This is a genomic window from Pantoea phyllosphaerae (assembly GCF_051025595.1).
In the GTDB taxonomy this organism is placed as follows: Bacteria; Pseudomonadota; Gammaproteobacteria; order Enterobacterales; family Enterobacteriaceae; genus Pantoea.
On record NZ_JBPFDE010000014.1, the window covers coordinates 36,740 to 61,222 of the forward strand.

A 24,483-nucleotide genomic window follows, 5' to 3' on the forward strand; every position below is an offset into this window, starting at 1 on the left:
ATTAACGTACCTTCAGCGTGGCCAGGCCAATAAGCACCAGCATCAGCGAAATGATCCAGAAGCGCACGATGACGCGCGGTTCCGGCCAGCCTTTCAGTTCATAGTGATGATGAATCGGCGCCATGCGGAAAATGCGCTGTCCGCGTAGCTTGAACGATCCTACCTGCAGGATCACCGACAGCGTCTCAACCACGAACACGCCGCCCATGATCACCAGTAAAAATTCCTGACGCAGCAGCACGGCGAGCGTGCCGAGCGCGCCGCCCAGCGCCAGCGATCCCACATCGCCCATAAAGACCTGCGCCGGATAGGTGTTGAACCACAAAAAGCCCAGCCCTGCCCCGACGATGGCGGTACAGACGATCACCAGCTCGCCCGCATGGCGCAAGTAGGGAATATGCAGATACTCGGCGAACTTGACGTTGCCGGTTGCCCAGGCCACTAGCGCGAACCCGGCAGCGACAAACACGGTCGGCATAATCGCCAGGCCGTCCAGACCGTCGGTGAGATTCACGGCATTGCCGGTGCCAACGATAACGAAGTAGGCCAGCACGACGTAGAACAGGCCAAGCTGGGGCATGATGTCTTTGAAAAACGGCACTACCAGCTGCGTGGCGGGCGTCCCTTTGCCAGCGGCGTAGAGCGCGAACGCCACGCCGAGCGAAATCACCGACATCCAGAAATATTTCCAGCGCGCGATCAGTCCTTTGGTATCTTTGCGCACCACTTTGCGATAGTCATCGACAAAGCCGATGATGCCAAAGCCCACCAGCACGACCAGCACGCACCAGACGTAGGGATTAGAAGGATAGGCCCACATCAGTACCGAAACGGTAATTGAGGTGAGGATCATAATCCCGCCCATGGTCGGGGTGCCGCGCTTGCTGAAGTGCGACTCCGGACCGTCATTGCGCACTACCTGACCAATTTGCAGCTTTTGCAGCCAGGCGATCAGGCGCGGCCCCATCCATAAAGAGATAAATAAAGCGGTCAGCAGGCTGACGATGGCGCGAAACGTCAAATATGAAAAGACGTTGAAGCCGGAATAAAAAGCGACCAGATGCTCGGCCAGCCAGACTAACATGTTCCCATCTCCTGTAGATTCTGCACGACCTGCTCCATGGCAGCACTCCGCGAACCTTTAATCAAAACGGTTAATTCCCGATGTTCGGACAACAACGTCCGTAAACGTTCAGTCAGCGCGGTCTTAGTGGCGAAATGTTCGCCAACCCCGCTGCTTTCACTAATGCTGGCGCTCAGCGCGCCCACGCTCAGCACGCGATCGACGCCTGCGGCTTTCGCCGCCAGGCCGACTTCGCGATGACACTGTTCCGCCTCATCGCCCAGCTCCGCCATATCGCCCACCACCATCACGCGATAGCCGGGCATCTCGCCCAGCACCTGCGCGGCGGCCGTCATTGAGCCGACGTTGGCGTTATAGCTATCGTCAAGCAGCAGCTGATGCTCGCCGAGGCGAATGGGAAACAGGCGGCCAGGCACGGCCTGCAGCTTTTTTAACCCGCTCTGAATGGCGCTAAGCGGCGCATCGACCGACAGCGCCAGCGCGGCGGCGGCCAGCGCGTTGGCGATATTATGGCGGCCAGGCAGCGGCAGCGTGACGTCGATGTCGCCGCGCGGCGTCTGCAGGATAAAGTGGGTGCCGTCTACGCCCAGGCGGATATCGCGCGCGGTAAAGTCGATGTCGGATGCCTGCGGCGAAAAGCGCCAGACGCGCTTGCCGTGCAGGTTGGCCTGCCAGTGCGGCCAGTCGTTGCTGTCGGCGTTGAGGATAGCGGTGCCGTTCGCCGGCAGACCGTTGAAGATCTCCCCTTTCGCCTTCGCCACGCCCGCCAGCGAACCGAAGCCTTCCAGATGCGCCGCCGCCAGGTTATTCACCAGCGCGCTCTCTGGGCGCGTCAATTCGGTGGTATAGGCGATTTCGCCCTGATGATTGGCGCCCAGTTCGATCACCGCATACTGATGCTGTTCGGTGAGGCGCAGCAGCGTCATCGGCACGCCAAAATCGTTATTCAGGTTGCCGGCGGTATAGAGCGTTTCGCCGCACTCGCGCAGGATGGCGGCAGTCATCTCTTTGACGGAGGTTTTACCGGAGGAGCCGGTCAGCGCCACGACGCGCGCCTTCGACTGCTGGCGCACCCAGGCGGCCAGCTTGCCGAACGCGATACGCGTGTCGGCCACGACGACCTGCGGGACAGAAAAAGGTAAATGCTTACTCACTAATAACGCCTGCGCGCCGCTGGCGATAGCGTCAGCGGCAAAATCGTGGGCGTCGAAGCGTTCGCCCACCAGCGCGACGAACAGGCTGCCGGGCGTCACTTTGCGCGTATCTGTCGTGACGTCGCTCAGCACAAGATCGCTGCCGTAAAGCGCGCCGCCGCTGATCTCGGCCAGCGTGGTAAGGGAAACCGGGATCATGCCGTTACTCCTAATAACGCGGCAACCGTGGCGCGGTCGGAATAATCCAGACGACGATTTCCCACGATTTGATAATCTTCATGACCTTTGCCCGCCACCAGCACGATGTCGTCAGGCTGGGCCTGCAGAACGGCGTTAGTGACCGCTTGCGCCCGTCCAGCGACAACGCGCGCGCGGTGCGGCTCAAGCAGGCCGGTCAAAATGTCGTTAACGATAGCCTGCGGATCTTCGCTGCGCGGGTTATCGTCGGTAATTACTACGACGTCCGCGAACTGCTCGGCGATAGCGCCCATCAGGGGACGCTTGCCTTTGTCGCGATCGCCACCGCAGCCAAATACGCACCACAACCTGCCTTTACAGTGCAGGCGCGCGGCTTCCAGCGCCTTCTCCAGCGCGTCTGGCGTATGGGCATAATCCACCACTACGGTCGGCTTGCCCGGCGCGCTGAAGACCTCCATGCGCCCGCATACCGGCTGCAGCTGCGGCGCCGTCCGCACCAGATCGGCGAGCGGATAATCGAGCGCCAGCAGCGTGGCGAACGCCAGCAGCAGATTGCTGACGTTGAAGGCGCCCATCAGATGGCTGCTGAATTCACCTTCGCCCCAGCTTGAGCTGAAGCGAATATGCGCGCCATTGTCCTGATAAGTCACCTCTTCGGCTTTTACCCACCGGCCGTGACAGCAAGGCTGGAGATTGTTTTCCATGGTAACGGCAACGGCGTCGGGCAGGGTCGCCAGCCAGCGGCGCCCTGCTTCGTCGTCGGCGTTCAGGATCATTTCGCCGACCTGATGGTCGGTAAACAGCCGCTTTTTAGCCGATTCGTAGCTCTGCATATCGCCGTGATAGTCGAGATGATCGCGGCTCAGATTAGTAAAGACCGCGGCGGCGAACGGCAGCGCGGCAACGCGATGCTGCACCAGACCGTGTGAAGAAACCTCCATCGCGGTCAGCGTCGCGCCCTGCTGCGCCAGCTCCTGCAGCAGATGCTGGACCTCCACAGCCGAGCCGGTGGTGTTATCTGCGGCGGTCAGCTGTCCGAGCAGGCCGTTGCCGACCGTGCCCATCACCGCGCCGGTTTCGCCCAGCCGCTGCGCCCACTGCGCCAGCAGCTGCGTGGTCGTGGTTTTGCCATTGGTGCCGGTCACGCCAATCAGCTTCTGCTTTTCGCCGGGCTGACCATAGAAGCGGCCCGCCAGCGCGGAGAGCCGCTGCGCCAGCTGCGCCAGGTAAATCACCGGCACGCCGTGCATTTCGCGAATATCGCCATCGCTGGCTTCGCCTTCGGCCTCTGCAATCACGGCGGCCACGCCCTGCGCGATCGCCTGCGGAATAAAACGCCGTCCATCGGCGTGGTGGCCTGCGACGGCCACAAACAGATCGCCGGACGCCGCCTTGCGGCTATCCAGTGTCATGTCACCCAGGGGACGCGCCGGCGCGCCTGGCACCCACGGGTCCAGCAAGTCGCGCAGGTTACGATCTGTCACTTTTTTCCTCACTTCTGTTTGTCACCAGCTCGTTTTTGTCATTGGTCGGCAACGCGTCCGGTTCGATATTCATGGTGCGCAGAACGCCGCCCATGATGGCACCGAACACCGGCGCGGAAACCGCACCACCGTAATACTTGCCGGCCTGGGGATCGTTGATCACCACCACCAGCGCAAAACGAGGATGACTGGCAGGCGCGACGCCTGCGGTATAGGCGATATATTTATTGACGTAGCGGCCATCCGGGCCGACTTTTTTCGCCGTACCGGTTTTGATCGCGATGCGATAGCCTTTAATGGCCGCTTTTACGCCGCCGCCGCCCGGCAGCGCGACGCTTTCCATCATATGAACCACGGTTTTCACCAGCGGTTCCGGGAAGACGCGCTCGCCTGCGACAGGCGGATCGACTTTGGTAATCGACAGCGGCCGGAAGATGCCGTAGCTGCCGATGGTCGCGTAGACACGCGCTAACTGTAACGGCGTTACCATTAGCCCGTAGCCGAAAGAGAAGGTGGCCCTCTCTATGTCAGACCACCGTTGTTTTTGAGGGTATAAGCCACTACTTTCCCCGACCAGCCCCAAATTGGTCGGTTTACCCAGGCCAAAGCGCGCATAAGTTTCTACAAGCGCTGAGGAGGGCATCGCTAACGCCAGCCGTGAAACGCCGACGTTACTCGACTTCTGCAGAACCCCGGTAAGGGTCAATTCGTTATAGCGCGCCACGTCTTTGATTTCATGGCCATTAACACGGTACGGCACCGTATTAAGCACGCTGTTTTCCCGCACCACGCCGCGCTGCAGCGCCGTCATCACCACCATCGGCTTGACGGTCGAGCCAGGCTCGAAGATGTCGGTGATGGCGCGGTTGCGCATCATCTCTTTTGGCGTGTTGCTGAGGTTGTTTGGGTTGTAGGCCGGGCTGTTGGCCATTGCCAGCACTTCGCCAGTATTGACGTCCACCAGTACGGCCGTGCCCGATTCAGCTTTGTTGAACGCCACCGCGTTGTTAAGTTCGCGGTAGACCAGCGCCTGCAGGCGTTCGTCGATGCTGAGCGTCAGGTTATGGGCGGCACGACTGTCCACCGATGAGATATCTTCAATCACGCGGCCGTTACGGTCTTTACGCACCGTTCGCTCGCCCGGCGCGCCGGTCAGCCATTTATCGAAGCTCTTCTCGATGCCTTCGATCCCCTGGCCATCAATATTGGTAAAGCCGATCAGATGAGACGTCACCTGACCGGCCGGATAGTAGCGGCGCGACTCTTCGCGCAGATGGATGCCGGGCAGTCGCAGCTTTTTGATGTAGTCGCTGATGGCGGGATTGACCTGCCGCGCCAGATAGATGAAGCGTCCTTTGGGATTGGCGTTGACGCGCGTCGCCAGCTGATCGAGGGGAATAGAGAGCGCGTCGGCGAGCGCTTTCCAGCGGCCGTCGAGGGTCACGCCGCCCGCGTCGTGCAGCTCTTTCGGGTCGGCCCAGATGGCGTTGACCGGCACGCTGACCGCCAGCGGACGACCGGCGCGATCGCTGATCATGCCGCGCGCGGTAGGCACCGCCTGTACGCGCAGCGAGCGCAAATCGCCCTCTTTCACCAGCTTATCGGGGCTGATGACCTGCAGCCAGGCGACACGTGAGAGCAGGCCAAACAGCGCCAGTAAAATACAGCCGCACAGCAACGCAAAGCGCCAGCTTACAAAGCTGGCCTTATCTTCCTGTTTTTTCAACTTCTTCAGCGTTTTGCTTGCGCCGCTCATTGCGATTTAGCGTTCCTTATTTCTGTACCACGATATTTTCCTGGGATGGGTCTACGTGCTGTAGCTGCAGCTTTTCGGTGGCGATGCGCTCCACCCGGCTGTGATCGCCCAGCGCGTTCTCCTCAAGGATCAGGTTACGCCATTCAATGTCTAGCGCGTCGCGCTCTAATACCAGCTGTTCGCGCTGCGCGGTCAGCAGACGCGTTTTGTGTGTCGTCGTCACCACCATCACGGCCGACACCAGCACGGCGGTGAGCAAAATCAGCGGGATTTTGCCGAACCGCAGCAGATCGCCGCCGATGACGCCGGGCAGGCTGTGACGTTCGTTGCCGATCATGCGTCGGTTCTCTCTGCGATGCGCAGGACCGAACTGCGCGCGCGCGGGTTGTCCGCCACCTCCGCGTCACCCGGCGTCATTTTGCCGAGCAGCTTCAGCTGGCGTCCGCCTAGCGCTTTAAGCTGCGACTCGGTCATCGGCAGACCGGCTGGCACCTGTGGGCCGCGGCTCTGGTCGCGCATAAAACGCTTCACCAGACGATCTTCCAGCGAGTGGAAGCTGATGATGGAGAGGCGTCCTTCGGGCGCCAGCGCCGTTAGCGCCCCTTTCAGCGCTTTTTCAATCTCTTCCAGTTCGCTGTTGATCCAGATACGGATCGCCTGAAAGCTGCGCGTTGCCGGATGCTTAAACTTATCTTTCACCGGCGTTGCCGCCGCGATAACGTCGGCCAGCTCTTTGGTGCGCGTCATCGGCTGTTCGCGGTTGCGCTCGACGATGGCGCGCGCAATGCGTTTCGCAAAACGCTCTTCGCCGTAGGTCTTCAGCACAAAGGCGATATCAGTCTCTTCTGCTTGCAGCAGCCACTCGGCGGCGGAATGGCCTCGCGTTGGATCCATGCGCATATCCAGCGGCCCGTCACGCATAAAGGAGAAGCCGCGTTCCGCGTCGTCCAGCTGCGGCGACGAGACGCCCAGATCGAGCAAGATGCCGTTGATTTTGCCGCTTAAGCCCAGCTCCTCGACATAGTCAGCCAGCGCGGAGAAGGGGCCATGCACGATCGAGAAACGCGGATCGGCGATTTCGGCGGCGGCGGCGATAGCTTGCGGGTCGCGATCGATGGCGATAAGCCGTCCTTGCGGGCCCAGCTGCGACAGAATCAGACGTGAATGTCCGCCGCGACCGAAGGTGCCGTCGATGTAGATGCCGTCTTCCCTGATGTTGAGGCCGTTAACCGCCTCGTCCAGCAGCACCGTGGTATGTTTAAAATTTTCCTGCATAGCTATAGCGACAAGTCCTGCAACCGCTCAGATAAAGGTTCCTGAGCCGACTGTTCTGCGTCAATGTCATCCTTGACTTGTTGATACCAGGTCTGTTCATCCCACAGTTCAAACTTGTTGAACTGGCCGACCAGCATCACTTCTTTCGTCAGGTGCGCGTGTTGCCGAAGGGTATTCGCCAGCAGCAAACGGCCTGCGCTGTCCATCTGACACTCACTGGCATGCCCCAGCAGCAGGCGCTGTACGCGCCGCTCAACGGGGTTCATGCTGGATAAGCGAGACAGCTTTTTTTCGATGATTTCCCATTCGGGCAGGGTATAAAGCAACAGGCATGGCTGATGAAGGTCGATGGTGCAAACCATCTGCCCTTGAGATTCCCCGATCAGCGTTTCGCGATAGCGCGTTGGCACGGCCAGTCGCCCCTTGCTGTCGAGATTGACTAACGTTGCTCCACGGAACATGCCAGTCTTCCCCTCAGCTCCCCATTTTCACCACTTTACCCCACTTTTTACCACGCCACGAGTTTACGGAGGCGATGAAATCGTTGTCAAGCCGAAGCGCGGCGGGAATATAACTATTTACAAGGGGGGATTTCGCTGATTGAAAAGGGGCAAATTGGGCAAAAGGTCAATTTTAAAAATTAACCTGATGAATAATGGAATAAAAACCAGACTGCTAAAAAAAACGCTTAAAAATAAGCCTGACGTGATGCGCTAATATTCTTCACCATTTCTGAGACAGGGGCGTCATTTTAGGGGAGTTCCGAAAGCAGCGCCTACTGTTTCAGGCGGGGCGGGAGTGTGTACCGGCCCAAAGAAATGAACATTTAACAATCACATCGCCGCTAATTTGTTAGATGAGGTGTCGCAGCTTTACGCTTTTTTACCCTTAAAATTGACGAATGTTAATACAAAAAAATTTAAGGGCAGCGGTATTGCTGCCCGTCAGCTATTTAACTTTGCGGCTGAGCTGGCCGCGACGAAATAAATTTCGACGAATGCGCGTTAATCCCGGTTTCGGTTTTCGTGGTTCATCCAGCGAAGCCAGAACTAACTCCAGCACGCGCTCCGCCACGTCGCGATGACGCTGCCCCACCGCCAGCACCGGACACTCTAAAAAGTCCAGTAATTCGTGGTCGCCAAATGTGGCGATCGCGAGGTCAGTCGGCAGGCGTCCGTCACGTTTCAGCGTGACGTCCATGACCCCCTGCAGCAGACCGAACGACGTGGTAAAAAGCGCTTCCGGCATATCGTGGCCGTCAAGGTACTTCTCAAACAGCGCCGCTGCCGCCGTGCGCTCGAAGCTGTTGCAGTAGATATAGTCGATGGGGCGCGGATCCTCTTTCCAGGCGTCACGGAAACCCATTTCACGCAGAAAGCTGACGGAAAGCTCGGGCAGCGCGCCGAGAAACAGCACGTTTTTCACCGGCAGCTGACGCAATTCAGCCGCCAGCGTAAAGGCATCGTCCTGATCGGCGCCCACGACGCTGGTGAAGTGTTCACGATCCAGCGCACGGTCCAGCGCGATAATCGGCAGCGGATCGTTGATCCAGCGTTGATAGAACGGATGCTCAGGCGGCAACGAGGTTGAAACGATTATCGCATCAACCTGGCGCTGCAGCAGATGTTCGATGCAACGCATTTCATTGTCGGGCTGATCTTCCGAGCAGGCGATCAGTAGCTGATAGCCGCGCTGACGCGCCTGACGTTCAAGATAGTTGGCGATGCGGGTATAGCTGGTGTTTTCCAGATCGGGGATCACCAGGCCGATCGAACGCGTACGACCAGCACGCAGGCCCGCCGCCACGGCGTTGGGGTGGTAGTTATGCTCACGCACGACCGCCATCACTTTCTCGACGGTTTTTTCGCTGACACGATACTGCCGCGCTTTGCCATTGATGACATAACTGGCCGTGGTGCGCGACACGCCTGCCAGGCGCGCGATTTCATCCAGTTTCACGATAACTCCATACTTCACGGCGAGCCGCATTGCGGGCAGATGTCCGCAAATAAGCTAAGGGTAACTCGTTTGTAACATCTAACAGCAGAACTTCGCGCTGAGCAACCGCTTTTCTTAGCGATCCCTGCATAGCGCATAAAATAAAAAAACCCGGCATTACGCCGGGTTAGAGACTGTCACCCTGAGCAATTACCGCATAATGCGATCGCCGCGCGACACGCCGACGATGCCAGAACGCACTACTTCAACAATTTCCGCTACTTCGCGCACGGTATTGAGAAAGGCGTCAAGCTTGTCGCTGGTGCCTGCGAGCTGAACCGTGTACAGCGTCGGCGTCACGTCGATAATCTGGCCGCGGAAGATCTCCGCGCTGCGTTTCACCTCTTCACGGCCGTAACCGGTGGCCTGCAGCTTCACCAGCATGATTTCGCGCTCGACATAGGCGCCCTGCCCCAGCTCGCTGACGCGCAGCACATCCACCAGCTTATGCAGCTGCTTTTCAATCTGCTCCAGCACCTTTTCGTCGCCAACGGTCTGGATGGTCATACGCGACAGCGTGGGATCGTCGGTCGGCGCGACCGTCAGGCTCTCGATGTTATAGCCGCGCTGGGAAAAGAGGCCCACCACGCGAGACAATGCGCCGGATTCGTTCTCCAGCAGAACCGATAAAATACGACGCATAATTATGTCCTCTCCGTTTTGCTCAGCCACATCTCATCCATCGATCCGCCGCGGATTTGCATCGGGTAGACGTGCTCGCTGCCGTCGACGGTGACGTCGACGAACACCAGCCGCCCTTTCGCCAGCGTATCCAGCGCCAGCTGCAGCTTCTCTTCCAGCTCAGACGGATGCTGAATCGCAATGCCAACGTGACCGTACGCCTCAGCCAGGCGTACAAAGTCCGGCAGCGACTCCATATACGACTGCGAATGGCGGCCTGAATAGATCATATCCTGCCACTGCTTCACCATACCGAGCACGCGGTTGTTCAGGCTCAGCACCAGCACCGGCAAATCGTACTGCAGCGCGGTGGAGAGCTCCTGAATATTCATCTGAATGCTGCCGTCGCCGGTTACACAGATCACCGTCTCTTCCGGCAGCGCCATTTTCACGCCCAGCGCGGCCGGCAGCCCAAAGCCCATGGTGCCGAGCCCGCCGGAGTTGATCCAGCGGCGCGGTTTGTCAAAGGGATAATAGAGCGCGGCAAACATCTGATGCTGGCCAACGTCCGACGTGACGTAGGCGTCGCCGTTAGTCAGGCGAAAGATCGTTTCGATCACCGCCTGCGGCTTGATCTTTTCACTGTTGCGATCGAACGCCAGGCATTTACGACTGCGCCAGCCCTCGATGCTCTGCCACCAGTCGCGCAGGCTATCGAGATCCTGCTTCGTCTCGCTCTGCGCCAGCAGATCGAGCATCTGCTGCAGCGTCTGCTTCGCATCGCCGACGATGGGAATATCCGCCGCCACGGTTTTCGAAATCGAAGTCGGATCGATGTCGATATGCAGCACCGTCGCGTTCGGACAATATTTTGCCAGGTTATTGGTAGTGCGATCGTCAAAGCGCACGCCGACGGCAAAGATAAGATCGGCGTTATGCATCGTCATATTGGCTTCGTAGGTGCCGTGCATGCCGAGCATGCCCACCGACTGTCGATGCGTGCCGGGGAAAGCGCCCAGCCCCATCAGCGAACTGGTGACCGGAATGTTTAGCTGCTCCGCAAGCTGCAACAGCTCCGCCTCGCACGCCGAGGTAATTGCGCCGCCGCCGACGTACATCACCGGCTTACGCGCGGCAAGCAGCGTATTGAGCGCGCGCTTAATCTGTCCTTTGTGCCCCTGAATCGTCGGGTTGTAGGAGCGCATGCTCACTGATTCCGGGTAGGCATAAGGGAGTTTTTTGGCCGGATTCAGAATATCCTTCGGCAGATCGATCACCACCGGTCCCGGACGCCCGCTGGCCGCCAGCCAGAACGCTTTTTTCAGCACGGTCGGGATCTCTTCGGTGTTTTTCACCAGAAAGCTGTGCTTCACCACCGGGCGGGAAATCCCCACCATGTCGCACTCCTGAAAGGCGTCGTAGCCAATCAGCGAGGACGGCACCTGCCCTGACAGGATCACCAGCGGAATCGAATCCATATAGGCGGTGGCGATACCGGTAATCGCATTGGTTGCGCCGGGTCCCGAGGTCACCAGCACCACGCCGACTTCGCCAGTCGCGCGCGCCAGGCCGTCCGCCATATGTACCGCGCCCTGCTCATGGCGCACCAGTACGTGATCGATTCCGCCGACGGTTTGCAGCGCATCATAAATATCCAGCACCGCGCCGCCCGGATAACCAAATACCTGCTTCACGCCCTGATCGATTAACGAACGGACGACCATTTCGGCTCCTGACAACATCTCCATTTTCTGCCTCCAGGCTTGAGGAACTGAATCCACTGACGCTCGCTGTTCCTGCGCGCCACTGGCATCCTGCCCCACATTCGCCAGTTAAGATCAAAACCTTATGTTTATGCGCAGACGCCGGAACGCCTTTCCGACATCCAGATACAGAGAAATCTGCTTGGTTAATTGTTTTAAGAGTTGGTCGATTACCATAACCGTAGAAAACCTGGCAGGCAAACGTCAGAATCTGCGCTTATCGTTCCGCCGGCCGTAAAGCCTCTGCGCGATAAGTTAAGCGCGCGAGGAATTATCTAATTCACCGGAAGTTAGGCAGAAGAAAATGCTGAAGACAAAATCATTTTCAGCGGGTTATAAGAAATAATAAAAAATTAATTCTGCCAACATCAGCCCACAATTTTCCTGTGAAATTCATTTCTGGCGTTATCAACTCTAAAATAAAGGCAATGCACAACAATGTGCTGCCACGCAGCGGCAAAAGGGTTTTGCTGAGGCGGTCAAAGAAATTCATTCTAATGATTAAAAATCAAAGGGATATAGTAAAATCATTGCCGTACTCCGCCTCTCCTGCGCGCCATTTTTCCGCACATTGTCTGTTCCACTGATCTGGCGCGAAATCGCAGAATTATTTTCTTAACGTTCGCTGAAAATACCCTTTTACTTATGGTTGACATCCCGTCGCGATTCCAGTACCAATATGTGCAGCACAAAATTTTACGAGGCTCGAATCCATGTTTCATTCATTCCGCCTACTCGGTCTACTACTTAACGCATTCAGTTTGCGCGGTAGACTCGTGGGCAGAATCAAACACTGATTCGAACCTGCTGAAAGTTAAAAACCCGCGCCTTGCGCGGGTTTTTTTATGCTCGTTGCACGGTGAAGTTAACGCATAAGGATGAATACGATGAGCCAGCAAGTCATTATTTTCGATACCACTCTGCGCGACGGTGAGCAGGCATTACAGGCCAGCCTGAGTGTGAAAGAAAAATTGCAGATCGCACTGGCGCTGGAGCGCATGGGCGTCGACGTGATGGAAGTCGGTTTTCCGGTCTCGTCGCCGGGCGACTTCGAATCCGTACAGACCATCGCGCGCACCATTAAAAACAGCCGCGTCTGCGGGCTGGCGCGCTGCGTCGAGAAAGATATCGACGCCGCCTATGAAGCGCTGCGCGTGGCGGAGGCCTATCGTATCCACACCTTCATCGCCACCTCGCCAATGCATATCGCCACCAAACTGCGCAGCACCTTACCAGAGGTGATTGAACGCGCGGTGCACATGGTGAAGCGTGCGCGCAACTACACCAGCGACGTGGAGTTCTCCTGCGAAGATGGCGGCCGCACGCCCATCGACGATCTGTGTCGCGTTGTGGAGGCGGCGATTAACGCCGGCGCCACCACCATCAACATTCCGGACACCGTGGGCTACACCCTGCCGGGCGAATACGCCAGCATCATTAGCCAGCTGATTAATCGCGTGCCCAATATCGATAAAGCGATTCTGTCGGTGCACACCCATGACGATTTAGGCATGGCGACCGGCAACGCGCTGGCGGCCGTGCAGGCGGGCGCACGCCAGGTGGAAGGCACGCTGAACGGTCTGGGCGAGCGCGCTGGCAACTGCGCGCTGGAAGAGGTCATCATGGCGATTAAAACCCGCCAGCAGATCCTGAACGTGCATACCAATATCCAGCATCAGGAAATCTACCGCACCAGCCAGATGGTCAGCCAGATCTGCAATATGCCGATCCCGGCGAACAAAGCGGTGGTCGGCTCTAACGCCTTTGCCCACTCCTCCGGTATTCATCAGGACGGCGTGCTGAAAAACCGTGAGAACTACGAAATCCTGACGCCGGAGTCGATCGGCCTGCACAAAATCCAGCTGAACCTGACCTCGCGCTCCGGCCGCGCTGCGGTGAAGCACCGCATGGAAGAGATGGGCTATAAAGAGAGCGACTACAGCCTGGACGCGCTGTATGACGCTTTCCTGAAGCTGGCCGACAAGAAAGGCCAGGTGTTCGATTACGATCTGGAAGCGCTGGCCTTTATCAACAAGCAGCATGAAGAGCCAGAGTATTTCCAGCTGAACGAATTCAACGTGCAGACCGGCTCCAGCGTCACGGCGACCGCGTCAGTACAGCTGGGCTGCGGCGAAGAGACCAAAGCGGACGCCGCCACCGGCAACGGCCCGGTCGACGCGGTTTACCAGGCGATCAACCGCATTACCGGCTTCGAAGCCGAGCTGGTGAACTACAAGTTAACGGCGAAAGGCCACGGCGAAAACGCGCTGGGCCAGGTGGATATCGTGGTCAACTATAACGGCCGCAAATTCCACGGGGTGGGTCTGGCGACCGATATCGTCGAATCCTCCGCGAAAGCGATGGTGAACGCGCTGAACAATATCTGGCGCGCCAAAGAAGTCGAAAAAGAATTGCAGCGCAAATTTCAGAAGGAAACGGTGTAACTATGTCTACCTCTTCTCATATCGCAGTATTGCCCGGCGACGGTATCGGCCCGGAAGTGATGGCGCAGGCCCTGAAAGTGCTGGACGCCATTCGTCATCGCTTTGATATGCGTATTACCACCAGTGAGTATGACGTTGGCGGCATCGCCATCGACCGTCACGGTGAACCGCTGCCGCCTGCGACCGTCGCAGGCTGCGAGCAGGCCGACGCGATCCTGTTCGGCTCAGTCGGCGGCCCGAAATGGGAGCATCTGCCGCCCGCCGCGCAGCCGGAACGCGGCGCGCTGCTGCCGCTGCGCAAGCATTTCAGATTGTTCAGCAACCTGCGTCCCGCCGCGCTCTACCAGGGGCTGGAAGCTTTTTGCCCGCTGCGCGCCGATATCGCCGCAAAAGGTTTCGATATTCTGTGCGTGCGCGAGCTCACCGGCGGTATCTACTTCGGCCAGCCGAAAGGTCGTGAAGGCAGCGGTCCGCATGAGCGCGCCTTCGACACCGAGGTTTATCACCGTTTCGAGATTGAACGCATCGCCCGCATCGCCTTTGAGTCGGCGCGCAAGCGTCGCAATAAAGTGACCTCTATCGATAAAGCCAACGTGCTGCAGACCTCGGTAATGTGGCGCGAAATCGTCAATGAAGTGGCGCAGGATTATCCCGACGTGCAGCTGAGCCATATGTATATCGATAACGCCACCATGCAGCTGATTAAAGACCCGTCGCAGTTCGACGTGCTGCTCTGCTCCAATCTCTTCGGCGACATTCTCTCTGACGAGTGCGCGATGATCACCGGCTCGATGGGCATGCTGCCGTCAGCCAGCCTGAATGAAGAGAGTTTCGGTCTGTATGAGCCGGCAGGCGGCTCCGCGCCGGATATCGCCGGACAGAATATCGCGAACCCGGTGGCGCAGATCCTGTCGCTGTCGCTGCTGCTGCGCTACAGCCTGAATGCGGATGCCGCCGCTGACAGCATTGAGCGCGCCGTCAGCCGCGCGCTGGAAGAAGGCTACCGTACCCGAGATTTGGCCGGTGACGGCCCCGCCGTCACCACAGATGAGATGGGCAGCGTGATTGCCCGCTTTATCGCCGAGGAAAAATAAAATAATGAAAACCTTATACCAGAAGTTATTTGATGCACATGTCGTTCACGAAGCGCCCAACGAGACGCCGCTGCTCTATATCGATCGTCACCTGATCCATGAGGTGACGTCGCCGCAGGCCTTCGACGGTCTGCGCGCCCACGGCCGCAAAGTGCGTCAGCCGTCGAAGACGTTTGCCACCATGGACCATAACGTTTCGACCCAGACCAAAGATATCAACGCCTCCGGCGAGATGGCGCGCATTCAGATGCAGGAGCTGATGAAGAACTGCGCCGAGTTCGGCGTACAGCTCTACGATCTGAACCACCCGTTCCAGGGCATTGTGCACGTTATCGGGCCAGAGCAAGGCATGACGCTGCCGGGCATGACCATCGTCTGCGGTGATTCACACACCGCCACGCACGGCGCGTTCGGTTCGCTGGCTTTCGGCATCGGCACCTCAGAAGTGGAGCATGTTTTCGCGACCCAGACGCTGAAGCAGGGTCGCGCGAAGACCATGAAAATCGAGGTGCTGGGCGACGCCGCGCCGGGCATCACCGCGAAGGATATCGTGCTGGCGATTATCGGGAAAACCGGCAGCGCGGGCGGCACCGGCCACGTGGTCGAATTCTGCGGTCCGGCTATCGAAGCCCTGAGTATGGAAGGCCGCATGACGCTGTGCAATATGGCGATCGAGATGGGCGCCAAGGCGGGCCTGGTCGCCCCCGACGAGACTACCTTCAACTACCTGAAAGGCCGTCAGTTCGCGCCGCAGGGCGAGAAGTGGGAGCAGGCGGTGGAATACTGGCGCACCCTGAAATCGGACGCAGGCGCGCACTACGACGCGGTGGTTACGCTGAACGCTGCCGATATCGCGCCGCAGGTGACCTGGGGCACCAACCCGGGCCAGGTAATCGCCGTGGATGAGCCGATCCCGAACCCGGCCTCGTTTACCGATCCGGTCGAACGCGCCTCCGCCGAGAAGGCGCTCGCCTATATGAATCTGCAGCCGGGCATTCGCCTGACCGACGTGGCGATCGATAAGGTGTTTATCGGCTCCTGCACCAACTCACGTATCGAGGATCTGCGCGCCGCGGCGGCGATTGCTAAAGGACGCAAGGTCGCGCCGGGCGTGGTGGCGATGGTGGTGCCGGGCTCCGGTCCGGTGAAAGCGCAGGCGGAAGCGGAAGGCCTGGATAAAATCTTTCTGGAAGCCGGTTTCGAATGGCGCCTGCCGGGCTGCTCGATGTGCCTGGCGATGAACAACGACCGTCTGAATCCAGGCGAGCGCTGCGCCTCGACCAGCAACCGTAACTTTGAAGGGCGCCAGGGCCGCGGCGGACGCACGCATCTGGTCAGCCCGGCGATGGCCGCCGCCGCCGCGGTTTCCGGCCACTTTGCCGATATCCGTGAACTGACAGGAGCTTGATCATGGCGAAAAAATTCACTCAGCATACCGGCATTGTCGCCCCGCTGGACGCGGCGAACGTCGACACCGACGCCATTATTCCCAAGCAGTTCTTGCAGAAGGTAACGCGCACCGGCTTTGGCGCCCATCTGTTTCACGACTGGCGCTTTGACGACGACGCCGGCACCGTGCCGACCGCCAGCTTTGTGCTCAATAAGCCAGAGTTTCAGGGCACCAGCATTCTGCTGGCGCGCGAAAACTTCGGCTGCGGCTCGTCGCGTGAGCATGCGCCCTGGGCGCTGACCGATTTCGGTTTTCACGTGGTGATTGCGCCGAGCTTCGCCGATATTTTCTACGGCAACAGCTTTAACAACCAGCTGCTGCCGGTGCGCCTCAGCGACGAGCAGGTGGATGAGATGTTTAAGCTGGTGGCGGCGCAGCCGGGCATCCGTTTTACCGTCGATCTGGAAGCGCAGACGGTGACGGCGGGCGACAAAATCTACTCGTTCGAGATCGACAGCTTTCGCCGCCACTGCATGCTGAACGGCCTCGACAGCATCGGCCTGACGCTGCAGCACGAAGCGGCGATTACCGATTACGAACAGCGCCAGCCTGCGTTTTTGAATTAAGGCATCACTGTTTGCAGGTCAGGAGCTAACGCGAGTGGCAGGGTCCGATCGCAAAGTCGCTAAACGCATCCCTGCTCGCTCGGCCCGCACCATCCCTGGTGCGGGACGCTTTGCTCTTCGGACCCAGCCACCCGCGTTTTAAGTTTTAGCGCTGCCTGTAAGAAAAACAGTGCCCTCTTAGACGTTCTTCACGCGCGCCGACATGGCGAACGCCGCGACGGCCAGTCCCAGCGCCAGCCAGTAGACCGCAATATGCCCGAAGCGCTCGCTCAGCGTCCCCTGAATCACGCCTGCCAGAATCATCCCGGTCGAAATAGAATTGGTGAACATGGTGGTCGCCGCGCCCGGCCGACCCGGCATCAGATCCTGAAACCACAGCATGCCGATGCCGGCGATGATGCCGATAAACACCGCGTTAAACAGCTGCAGCGCCATCAGCGCGGTCTGCGAGGCGAACATCGCCAGCCCGGCGTAAAACAGAATGCCCGCCGCCACCGCGATCAGCATCAGATTGCGCTTGCCGACGCGTTTCGCGTAGTGCCCGGCCAGCAGCATTACCGGGATCTCCAGCCCGGCCGCCGTCCCCATCAGCAGACCCGCCAGCTTCTCCGGCAGGCCGAGCGTGACGCTGATATAGAGCGGCATATCGATGATGTACATGGTATTGCAGGTCCACATCGTTACCGAGGCGATAAACAGCAGGCGCACGTCGCGGTCGCGCCAGCCGCTCAGCGGCATGCCGCCGCTCCTCATCAGCGGCTCGGCGCGCGGCACCGACGGCAAGGTAAACTTGATCAGCAGGATACAGACCAGAAACAGCGCGGCCGCCACCAGAAAAAGCGTCACAAAGCCGAAATTAAGCGCCAGCGCGAACGACAGCGGCGGGCCGATGACCCAGGCGAGCGACAGCTGCGCGCGCATCACCGAGCTGAACATCACCGCTTCGCGCGCCGACTGGTCAGCATACTCGCGCGCCAGCGCGAAGATCTGCGGCATCGACACGCTGGCCAGCGCCGAGAGCAGCACGCCAAGGGTAATCAGCGTCAGGTAGTGGCGGGTAAAGGCGAACAGCAGCGCGTTGCAAAACGCCATCGCACAGCAAAAGAGGATCAGCGTACGGCGATCGCCGCGGCTGTCGGAGCGCTTCGCCACCAGCATGCTGACCACGATGCCCGCGATGGCGTTGACGGTAAAAAAGAGTCCGACCCAAAGGGGACGCGCCTGCACCTCGCGCGTCAGAAACAGACTCAGCGTCGGCGCCTGCAGCGCGCCGGCGACGCCGATCATAAAAGAGGCGGCCATAAAGGCGAGAAAGACCGGATTAATACGGCGTTTCCGGGTTAACAGCGGCTTCATAGCGACATCCCTTTGCAGTGGCGAAAACAGGAAAACGGATTCTAACGCAACAGAAAAAAGCCAGCAGGAAAAATCGCTGCTGGCGGTGTAACTGCACCCTACTCAGAAAAGATCCCGCCGCAGCGGCATCATGGTCGAGCGCCATTCCGTGCGGAATGCCTCCCGCTCTTCCAATAGCGCTAAGTTTGCCCTTAATATGAGGCAGGAAAAACTGAGCGCTTTTCACAGGGAGTTCCTCTTTTATGTCCTCATCACGCCTTAAGCAGCAGTTCATCCGCCTGTGGCAAAGCTGCCAGGGGGAAAGCCAGCTGGTCACGCTCAGCGAACTGGCCGAACGGCTGCACTGCTCGCGTCGCCATATGCGCAACCTGCTGAATGCGATGCAGGAGGCGGGCTGGCTCACCTGGCAGGCCGAGGCGGGACGCGGCAAGCGCTCACAGCTCAGCTTCTGCTACACCGGCCTGGCGCTGCAGCAGCAGCGCGCCGAGGATCTGCTGGCGCAGGATCGTATCGATCAGCTGGTGCAGCTGGTCGGCGACAAGGCGGAGGTACGCCAGATGATCCGCGCCCATCTCGGCCGCAGCTTCCGCCAGGGCAAACATATTCTGCGCGTGCTCTACTATCGCCCGCTGCTTAACCTGCTGCCCGGCTCGCCGCTGCGCCGCTCTGAAACGCATCTGGCGCGGCAAATTTTTAACGGCCTGACGCGTATAAATGAGGAAAACGGGGAAGTCGAGGCGGATATCGCCCATCACTGGCAGGCGATATCGCCGCTGCACTGGCGTTTTTACCTGCGTCCGGCGATCCGCTTTCATCACGGCCGCGAGCTGGAGATGGCGGACGTCGCATCGAGCCTGGAACGCCTGCGCCCGCTGCCGCTCTTTTCCCATATTCGACGCATCGATTCCCCCGCGCCCTGGACGCTCGATCTCCATCTCAGCGAACCGGACGACTGGCTGCCGTGGCTGCTCGGCAGCGTCAGCGCCATGATCCTGCCGCGCGAATGGCCGCAAATGCGCGACTTCGCGCGGCATCCCGTCGGCACCGGCCCCTATCGCGTGGTGCGCAATCAGCAGAGTCAGCTGAAGATCGAGGCGTTTGACGACTATTTCGGCTTTCGCGCGCTGATTGACGACGTCTCGATCTGGGTGCTGCCGGAGATCAGCGACGAGCTGGTCTACTCCGGCGTGCGCCTCCAGGGCGCCGCCGAGGATGAAAAGTCGGAAGAGAGCCGCCTTGAAGAGGGCTGCTATTTTCTCCTGTTCGATCAGCGCTCCGCCCTGGGACGCGATGCCGACGTCCGGCGCTGGCTCTGCCATTTGCTGAACCCCATCGCGCTGCTCAACTGCGCCGAGGCGGGCTATCAGCGCTACTGGTATCCCGCTTACGGCCTGCTGCCGCGCTGGCATCATCGCCGCGACCTGACGCCAGCGACCAGGCCGCCCGGCCTGGAGAGCCTGACGCTGACCTGGTACAGCCAGCACGTCGAGCATGAGGGCATCGCCAATGCGCTGCGCCCGCTGCTGGCGCAGCACAACGTGCGGCTGATTACCCGCGCGGTCGACTATGACACCTGGCATCAGGGCGAAGCAGAAAGCGATGTCTGGCTCGGCAGCGTCAACTTCACCCTGCCGCTGGAGTATGCGCTGTTTGCCCAGCTCTACGAGATCCCGCTGCTGCACCACTGTCTGCCGCTCGACTGGGAAGCGGACGCCGCGCGCTGGCGCCGCCGCGCGCTGCCGCTCGCCGAATGGAGCAAGCGGCTGCTCGACGCGGACAGTTTGCATCCGCTGTTTCACCACTGGCTGCTGCTGGAAGGCCAGCGCAGCATGCGCGGCGTGCGGCTCAATACGCTCGGCTGGTTCGACTTTAAATCCGCCTGGTTCGCGCCGCCGACGCTGTGACGCTTTCCCCCTGGCGGCGAAATGTCTAGAATGAGCCGTTCTCAACGGGGTGCCTGCAAAAGGCTGAGAAAAACCCGTCGAACCTGATTCGGTTAATACCGACGTAGGGATTTGAGAGGCTGCTACGCTCAGATCCTTTGCGACTCATAACAACTCTCCCCAGGAGCGCAAAGTGGTTAAACAGATTCTCCCTCTGCTGATGTTGCTGTCCGTGCCGGCGCTGGCGGCAAAACCTGCCCTGACCGTCTACACCTACGACTCCTTCTCCGCCGAATGGGGCCCCGGCCCGGCGGTGAAAAAAGCCTTTGAAGCAGAGTGCAACTGCGAGCTGCGCTACGTGGCGCTGGAAGATGGCGTCTCGCTGCTGAACCGCGTGCGCATGGAAGGCAAGAACAGCAAGGCGGACGTGGTGCTCGGTCTCGACAACAATCTGCTGCAGGCGGCGCAGCAGACCGGCCTGTTCGCCAAAAGCGAAGTCGATCTCCATAGCCTGACGCTGCCGGGCGGCTGGCAGGATCAGACCTTCGTGCCCTTCGACTACGGCTACTTCGCCTTCGTCTACGACAAAACCCGTCTTAAAAACCCGCCGACCAGCCTGAAAGCGCTGGTTGAAAGCCCGGAAAAATGGCGCGTGATCTATGAAGATCCGCGCACCAGCACGCCGGGTCTGGGCCTGCTGCTCTGGATGCAGAAAGTCTACGGCGACAAGGCGCCGCAGGCCTGGCAGAAGCTGGCGCAGAAAACCGTTACCGTGACCAAGGGCTGGAGCGAAGCCTACGGCCTGTTCCTGAAGGGCGAAGGCGATCTGGTGCTGAGCTATACCACCTCGCCCGCCTATCACCTGATCGAAGAGAAGAAAGAGAACTACGCCGCCGCGCCCTTTGCCGAGGGCCACTATCTGCAGGTAGAGGTCGCGGCGCAGCTCGCCAGCAGCAAGCAGCCGAAGCTGGCGCAGCAGTTTATGCAGTTTATGCTGACGCCCGCCTTCCAGAACGCCATCCCGACCGGCAACTGGATGTATCCGGTGATTAAAAGCGAGCTGCCGGCAGGTTTCCAGACGCTGAGCGTGCCGCAAACCGCGCTGCAGTATAGCCCGCAGGAAGTGGCGCAGCAGCGCGCGAACTGGATCAGCACATGGCAACGCGCCGTCAGCCGCTAATCCCGCTCTGGATGGTGCCGGGCAGCGCCGCCGCGCTACTGCTGTGCGGCGTGGCGCTGCTGGCGTTCGGCGCGCTCTGGGCCAGTGCGCCGGCAGGCGACTGGCGTGGGCTGCTGCATGACAGCTATCTGCGCCACGTGGTGCGCTTCTCCTTCACCCAGGCGCTGCTCTCCGCCCTGCTGTCGCTGCTGCCCGCGATACCGCTGGCGCGCGCCCTCTACCGGCGCCGTTTTCCCGGCCGTCAGCTGCTGCTGCGCCTCTGCGCCATGACGCTGGTGCTGCCGGTGCTGGTAGCGGTCTTCGGCCTGCTAACGGTCTATGGCCGCGTCGGCTGGCTGGCGCAGCTCTGCCAGCTGTTCGGCGTCGACTACCGCTTCTCGCCCTACGGGCTGCAGGGCATTCTGCTGGCGCACTGCTTTTTCAACCTGCCGCTGGCGACGCGCCTGATGCTGCAGACGCTGGAGAGTATTCCAGGCGAACAGCGTCAGCTCGCCGCCCAGCTCGGGCTGCGCGGCTGGCACCTTTTCCGCCTGCTGGAGTGGCCCTGGCTGCGCCGTCAGCTGCTGCCGACCGGCGCGCTGATTTTTATGCTCTGCTTCGCCAGTTTCGCGACGGTGCTCTCGCTGGGCGGCGGCCCGCAGGCCACCACCATCGAGCTGGCGATCTTCCAGGCGCTGAGCTACGACTACGATCCCGGTCGCGCCGCGCTGCTAGCGCTGATCCAGCTCGCCTTCTGCCTGACGCTGGTGCTGCTGAGCCAGCGCTTCAGCAAGGCGATCCCGGCAGGCAGCGCGCAGCTGCGCGGCTGGCGCGATCCGCACGATTCGCGGCGCGCGCGCCTCGGCGACACCCTGTTAATCGCGCTGGCGCTGCTGCTGCTGCTGCCGCCGCTGCTGGCGGTTATCGTTGACGGGCTGCGCGGCGTCTCGGGCGGCGCGCTGGCGCAGCCGGCGCTGTGGCAGGCGACGCTGACCTCGCTGCGTATCGCCCTCGGCGCGGGCGCGCTCTGCGTCACGCTTACCCTGATGCTGCTGTGGAGCAGCCGCGAGCTGCGCCTGCGTCAGCGCCTGCTGCCTGCGCAGATGATGGAGACCAGCGGCATGCTGATCCTGGCGATGCCGGGCATCGTGCTGGCGACCGGCTTCTTTTTACTCTTCAACGCCACCACCGGCCTGCCCGACTCGCCCGACGGGCTGGTGATCTTCGCCAACGCGCTGCTCGCCATCCCCTATGCGCTTAAGGTGCTGGAAAACCCGATGCGCGACAGCGCCGAGCGCTATTCGCACCTGTGCGCCTCGCTGGGGATCGCAGGCTGGAACCGACTGTGGCTCATTGAGCTGCGCGCGCTGAAGCGCCCGCTGGCGCAGGCGCTGGCCTTCGCCTGCGTGCTCTCGGTTGCCGACTTCGGCGTGGTGGCGCTGTTCGGCAGCGCCGACTTCCGCACTCTGCCCTTTTATCTCTATCAGCAGACCGGCGCCTATCGCGGCGCGGACGGCGCGGTGACTGCCCTGCTGCTGTTAGCGATCTGCCTGCTGCTGTTTACCCTGATGGAAAAATTACCTGGCCGCCATGCTGACACTGACTAATCTGACCTACCTCTACCAGCATCTGCCGATGCGTTTCAGCTTCAGCGCCGAACGCGGCGAGCGGCTGGCGGTGCTCGGCCCCAGCGGCGCGGGTAAAAGTACGCTGCTCAGCCTGATCGCCGGCTTTCTGCCGGTGAGCCAGGGCAAGCTCTGCATCGACGGCGCGGATCACACCCATAGCGTGCCGTCGCAGCGTCCGGTGTCAATGCTGTTTCAGGAGAACAATCTGTTTCCGCACCTCAGCGTGCAGCAGAACATGGCGCTGGGTCTGCACCCGGGGCTGAAGCTAAACGCCGCGCAGCGGCGGCAGCTGGAGGAGATTGCCGATCAGGTGGGGTTAAGCGACCTGCTGACGCGCCTGCCGGGCCAGCTCTCCGGCGGCCAGCGCCAGCGTGCGGCGCTGGCGCGCTGTCTGCTGCGCGACCGGCCAGTGCTGCTGCTGGACGAGCCCTTCTCGGCGCTCGATCCGGCGCTGCGTAACGAGATGCTGCAGCTGGTGCGGCGCGTCTGCGAGGCGCGGGCGATCACCCTGCTAATGGTGTCGCACAGCCTGGAGGATGCGCAGCAGATTGCACCGCGCAGCCTGGTGATCGTCGATGGCCGCGTCTACTGGGACGGCGCGACCGAAACGCTGCTGTCGGGCAGCACGCGCGAGGCCGACGTGCTGGGCGTCGCGCGCGCGTCAGGCAAAGAACACCTGCCATAACAGCTGGCGGAATAGCGGCATCATCGGGTGGAACTGGATCGCCGCGAAGGCGGCGACCGCAACAGCGATGCCCAGCGGCGCCAGCCAGCGCAGGCGTGCGGGCGGCAGATAAGCCGTCGCCCAGTCGCGGCTCTTGCCGCTGCGCCACCAGCGCCAGCCGAGCCAGCCGCCCAGCCAGACCAGCAGCGCCACCAGCAGCAACAGCCATTTAAACGCGCCGCTCTGCGCGTCCTTCGGCACGTCGATCGCCACGCCCGCCAGAATACCCGGCAGCAGATAGAGCGGCGGCCACAGCACACAGCCAATCAGGTTCGGCGGTAAAAACTTGCGCACCGGCAGCTCGAGCATGCCGGCCGCCAGCGGGATCAGCGGACGCGTCGGCCCGACGAAGCGTCCGACCAGAATGGTGAACATGCTGTGCTGATGCAGCGCGTGCTCGGTTTTATCCAGCAGCCCTTTGTATTTCTGCAAATATTTCCAGCGGTGCAGCGGCCCCTGAAACTTCCAGCCGATGCCGTATGAGATCCAGTCGCCCAGCAGACAACCTACAAAGCCCGCCGCCCAGGCGGGATAGAGCCCAATCTGTCCGCTGCCCACCAGCGCGCCCAGGCTGGCCATCATCACGGTGCCCGGCAGCAGCAGGCCAACAAAGGCCAGCGATTCAAGAAAGGTCACCAGCGCAACGGCGATCAGCGCGTACTCCAGCGACTGCGTAAACAGATGTTGAATCCAGGCTTCCATAACCGTCCTTACTCATACTTTGGATGCTGGATTGTCCAGAGGCGGCACGACAGCGTCAAGGTAAGAATTGTAGGGCAATATTGACAAAAGCCGCCGCGCGCACTGGATAAATAACCATGTTATACTCTGGCTGTTTTTTCGTCT

Annotated in this window: 22 protein-coding genes and 1 riboswitch; of the genes, 9 read left to right on the plus strand and 13 right to left on the minus strand. The window is 60.4% G+C overall.

Annotation, left to right across the window (positions count from 1 at the left end):
• Position 1 precedes the first annotated feature (1 nt).
• The 10 genes from mraY to ilvI all read right to left on the minus strand — a co-directional run bounded on the left by mraY (position 2) and on the right by ilvI (position 11,318).
• A complete protein-coding gene (mraY, locus tag ACR6A7_RS17030; RefSeq protein WP_033749483.1) occupies positions 2-1,084 on the minus strand; it encodes a phospho-N-acetylmuramoyl-pentapeptide-transferase in 1,083 nt (360 codons plus the stop codon).
• Positions 1,078-2,436, minus strand: a complete 1,359-nt coding sequence (gene murF / locus ACR6A7_RS17035) for a UDP-N-acetylmuramoyl-tripeptide--D-alanyl-D-alanine ligase (protein WP_434126279.1) — start codon at positions 2,434-2,436, stop codon at positions 1,078-1,080. The genes mraY and murF overlap by 7 nt, the downstream gene beginning before the upstream one ends.
• Positions 2,433-3,920: a UDP-N-acetylmuramoyl-L-alanyl-D-glutamate--2,6-diaminopimelate ligase gene (gene murE / locus ACR6A7_RS17040; protein ID WP_434126281.1), complete on the minus strand. Its 1,488-nt coding sequence runs from the start codon at positions 3,918-3,920 to the stop codon at positions 2,433-2,435. The genes murF and murE overlap by 4 nt, the downstream gene beginning before the upstream one ends.
• Positions 3,907-5,676: a peptidoglycan glycosyltransferase FtsI gene (locus tag ACR6A7_RS17045; protein WP_434126284.1), complete on the minus strand. Its 1,770-nt coding sequence runs from the start codon at positions 5,674-5,676 to the stop codon at positions 3,907-3,909. The genes murE and ACR6A7_RS17045 overlap by 14 nt, the downstream gene beginning before the upstream one ends.
• Before the next feature lie 16 nt (positions 5,677-5,692).
• Complete coding sequence (gene ftsL, locus ACR6A7_RS17050; RefSeq protein WP_434126286.1) at positions 5,693-6,013, minus strand: cell division protein FtsL; 321 nt, start codon at positions 6,011-6,013, stop codon at positions 5,693-5,695.
• Entirely contained in the window at positions 6,010-6,951 is a 942-nt protein-coding gene (gene rsmH, locus ACR6A7_RS17055) for a 16S rRNA (cytosine(1402)-N(4))-methyltransferase RsmH (protein WP_434126287.1), read from the minus strand. The genes ftsL and rsmH overlap by 4 nt, the downstream gene beginning before the upstream one ends.
• Positions 6,952-6,953: 2 nt before the next feature.
• Positions 6,954-7,412 carry a division/cell wall cluster transcriptional repressor MraZ gene (mraZ, locus tag ACR6A7_RS17060; protein WP_434126288.1) on the minus strand — a complete coding sequence of 153 codons (459 nt, stop codon included), beginning with the start codon at positions 7,410-7,412 and terminating at the stop codon, positions 6,954-6,956.
• 487 nt (positions 7,413-7,899) lie between these two features.
• The gene (gene cra / locus ACR6A7_RS17065) at positions 7,900-8,910 is read right to left on the minus strand and encodes a catabolite repressor/activator (RefSeq protein WP_434126290.1); all 1,011 of its coding nucleotides are present in this window, start codon (positions 8,908-8,910) and stop codon (positions 7,900-7,902) included.
• 189 nt (positions 8,911-9,099) lie between these two features.
• The gene (gene ilvN / locus ACR6A7_RS17070) at positions 9,100-9,591 is read right to left on the minus strand and encodes an acetolactate synthase small subunit (protein WP_434126291.1); all 492 of its coding nucleotides are present in this window, start codon (positions 9,589-9,591) and stop codon (positions 9,100-9,102) included.
• Between the two features lie 2 nt (positions 9,592-9,593).
• Positions 9,594-11,318, minus strand: a complete 1,725-nt coding sequence (ilvI, locus tag ACR6A7_RS17075; protein WP_434126293.1) for an acetolactate synthase 3 large subunit — start codon at positions 11,316-11,318, stop codon at positions 9,594-9,596.
• 728 nt (positions 11,319-12,046) lie between these two features.
• Between ilvI and leuL the strand changes: the two genes are divergently transcribed.
• The 5 genes from leuL (at position 12,047) to leuD (ending at position 16,887) form a co-directional block, all read left to right on the plus strand.
• A complete protein-coding gene (gene leuL / locus ACR6A7_RS17080) occupies positions 12,047-12,130 on the plus strand; it encodes a leu operon leader peptide (protein ID WP_127908400.1) in 84 nt (27 codons plus the stop codon).
• Between the two features lie 90 nt (positions 12,131-12,220).
• Positions 12,221-13,777: a 2-isopropylmalate synthase gene (leuA, locus tag ACR6A7_RS17085; protein WP_033749470.1), complete on the plus strand. Its 1,557-nt coding sequence runs from the start codon at positions 12,221-12,223 to the stop codon at positions 13,775-13,777.
• A 2-nt stretch (positions 13,778-13,779) separates the two neighbouring features.
• Positions 13,780-14,871 carry a 3-isopropylmalate dehydrogenase gene (leuB, locus tag ACR6A7_RS17090; RefSeq protein ID WP_048785145.1) on the plus strand — a complete coding sequence of 364 codons (1,092 nt, stop codon included), beginning with the start codon at positions 13,780-13,782 and terminating at the stop codon, positions 14,869-14,871.
• 4 nt (positions 14,872-14,875) lie between these two features.
• Complete coding sequence (leuC, locus tag ACR6A7_RS17095) at positions 14,876-16,279, plus strand: 3-isopropylmalate dehydratase large subunit (RefSeq protein WP_434126294.1); 1,404 nt, start codon at positions 14,876-14,878, stop codon at positions 16,277-16,279.
• Between the two features lie 2 nt (positions 16,280-16,281).
• Entirely contained in the window at positions 16,282-16,887 is a 606-nt protein-coding gene (gene leuD / locus ACR6A7_RS17100; protein ID WP_434126295.1) for a 3-isopropylmalate dehydratase small subunit, read from the plus strand.
• Positions 16,888-17,064: 177 nt separating this feature from the next.
• Here leuD and ACR6A7_RS17105 read toward each other — a convergent pair whose 3' ends face one another.
• Positions 17,065-18,243 (minus strand): MFS transporter, encoded by a 1,179-nt coding sequence (locus ACR6A7_RS17105; protein WP_434126296.1) that lies wholly within the window; start codon positions 18,241-18,243, stop codon positions 17,065-17,067.
• Positions 18,209-18,469 carry a hypothetical protein gene (locus ACR6A7_RS17110; protein ID WP_434126298.1) on the minus strand — a complete coding sequence of 87 codons (261 nt, stop codon included), beginning with the start codon at positions 18,467-18,469 and terminating at the stop codon, positions 18,209-18,211. Before ACR6A7_RS17110 ends, ACR6A7_RS17105 begins: the two co-directional genes overlap by 35 nt.
• Before the next feature lie 16 nt (positions 18,470-18,485).
• On the opposite strand from ACR6A7_RS17110, the gene sgrR reads away from it, so the two are divergent.
• The 4 genes from sgrR to thiQ all read left to right on the plus strand — a co-directional run bounded on the left by sgrR (position 18,486) and on the right by thiQ (position 23,598).
• The gene (gene sgrR, locus ACR6A7_RS17115) at positions 18,486-20,147 is read left to right on the plus strand and encodes an HTH-type transcriptional regulator SgrR (protein WP_434126299.1); all 1,662 of its coding nucleotides are present in this window, start codon (positions 18,486-18,488) and stop codon (positions 20,145-20,147) included.
• Positions 20,148-20,182: 35 nt separating this feature from the next.
• A riboswitch (TPP riboswitch) is annotated at positions 20,183-20,275 on the plus strand.
• Between the two features lie 44 nt (positions 20,276-20,319).
• Positions 20,320-21,306, plus strand: a complete 987-nt coding sequence (gene thiB, locus ACR6A7_RS17120) for a thiamine ABC transporter substrate binding subunit (RefSeq protein WP_434126300.1) — start codon at positions 20,320-20,322, stop codon at positions 21,304-21,306.
• Positions 21,282-22,892: a thiamine/thiamine pyrophosphate ABC transporter permease ThiP gene (thiP, locus tag ACR6A7_RS17125; protein ID WP_434126301.1), complete on the plus strand. Its 1,611-nt coding sequence runs from the start codon at positions 21,282-21,284 to the stop codon at positions 22,890-22,892. The genes thiB and thiP overlap by 25 nt, the downstream gene beginning before the upstream one ends.
• Positions 22,876-23,598, plus strand: a complete 723-nt coding sequence (gene thiQ, locus ACR6A7_RS17130; RefSeq protein ID WP_434126302.1) for a thiamine ABC transporter ATP-binding protein ThiQ — start codon at positions 22,876-22,878, stop codon at positions 23,596-23,598. The genes thiP and thiQ overlap by 17 nt, the downstream gene beginning before the upstream one ends.
• On the opposite strand, the gene ACR6A7_RS17135 is transcribed toward thiQ, so the two are convergent.
• Positions 23,575-24,339, minus strand: a complete 765-nt coding sequence (locus ACR6A7_RS17135; protein ID WP_434126303.1) for a DedA family protein — start codon at positions 24,337-24,339, stop codon at positions 23,575-23,577. The two genes, thiQ and ACR6A7_RS17135, sit on opposite strands and share 24 nt — an antisense overlap.
• Positions 24,340-24,483 lie beyond the last annotated feature (144 nt).

What these genes read in the sequence shown, in the direction of transcription:
- ilvI (WP_434126293.1), bottom strand. Translation starts at nt 11,318, where the DNA reads ATGGAGATGTTGTCAGGAGCCGAAATGGTCGTCCGTTCGTTAATCGAT.
- murF (WP_434126279.1), bottom strand. Translation starts at nt 2,436, where the DNA reads ATGATCCCGGTTTCCCTTACCACGCTGGCCGAGATCAGCGGCGGCGCG.
- ACR6A7_RS17045 (WP_434126284.1), bottom strand. Translation starts at nt 5,676, where the DNA reads ATGAGCGGCGCAAGCAAAACGCTGAAGAAGTTGAAAAAACAGGAAGAT.
- rsmH (WP_434126287.1), bottom strand. Translation starts at nt 6,951, where the DNA reads ATGCAGGAAAATTTTAAACATACCACGGTGCTGCTGGACGAGGCGGTT.
- thiQ (WP_434126302.1), top strand. Translation starts at nt 22,876, where the DNA reads ATGCTGACACTGACTAATCTGACCTACCTCTACCAGCATCTGCCGATG.
- ilvN (WP_434126291.1), bottom strand. Translation starts at nt 9,591, where the DNA reads ATGCGTCGTATTTTATCGGTTCTGCTGGAGAACGAATCCGGCGCATTG.
- ftsL (WP_434126286.1), bottom strand. Translation starts at nt 6,013, where the DNA reads ATGATCGGCAACGAACGTCACAGCCTGCCCGGCGTCATCGGCGGCGAT.
- leuL (WP_127908400.1), top strand. Translation starts at nt 12,047, where the DNA reads ATGTTTCATTCATTCCGCCTACTCGGTCTACTACTTAACGCATTCAGT.
- sgrR (WP_434126299.1), top strand. Translation starts at nt 18,486, where the DNA reads ATGTCCTCATCACGCCTTAAGCAGCAGTTCATCCGCCTGTGGCAAAGC.
- leuD (WP_434126295.1), top strand. Translation starts at nt 16,282, where the DNA reads ATGGCGAAAAAATTCACTCAGCATACCGGCATTGTCGCCCCGCTGGAC.
- ACR6A7_RS17105 (WP_434126296.1), bottom strand. Translation starts at nt 18,243, where the DNA reads ATGAAGCCGCTGTTAACCCGGAAACGCCGTATTAATCCGGTCTTTCTC.
- leuA (WP_033749470.1), top strand. Translation starts at nt 12,221, where the DNA reads ATGAGCCAGCAAGTCATTATTTTCGATACCACTCTGCGCGACGGTGAG.
- ACR6A7_RS17135 (WP_434126303.1), bottom strand. Translation starts at nt 24,339, where the DNA reads ATGGAAGCCTGGATTCAACATCTGTTTACGCAGTCGCTGGAGTACGCG.
- mraY (WP_033749483.1), bottom strand. Translation starts at nt 1,084, where the DNA reads ATGTTAGTCTGGCTGGCCGAGCATCTGGTCGCTTTTTATTCCGGCTTC.
- leuB (WP_048785145.1), top strand. Translation starts at nt 13,780, where the DNA reads ATGTCTACCTCTTCTCATATCGCAGTATTGCCCGGCGACGGTATCGGC.
- mraZ (WP_434126288.1), bottom strand. Translation starts at nt 7,412, where the DNA reads ATGTTCCGTGGAGCAACGTTAGTCAATCTCGACAGCAAGGGGCGACTG.
- thiP (WP_434126301.1), top strand. Translation starts at nt 21,282, where the DNA reads ATGGCAACGCGCCGTCAGCCGCTAATCCCGCTCTGGATGGTGCCGGGC.
- leuC (WP_434126294.1), top strand. Translation starts at nt 14,876, where the DNA reads ATGAAAACCTTATACCAGAAGTTATTTGATGCACATGTCGTTCACGAA.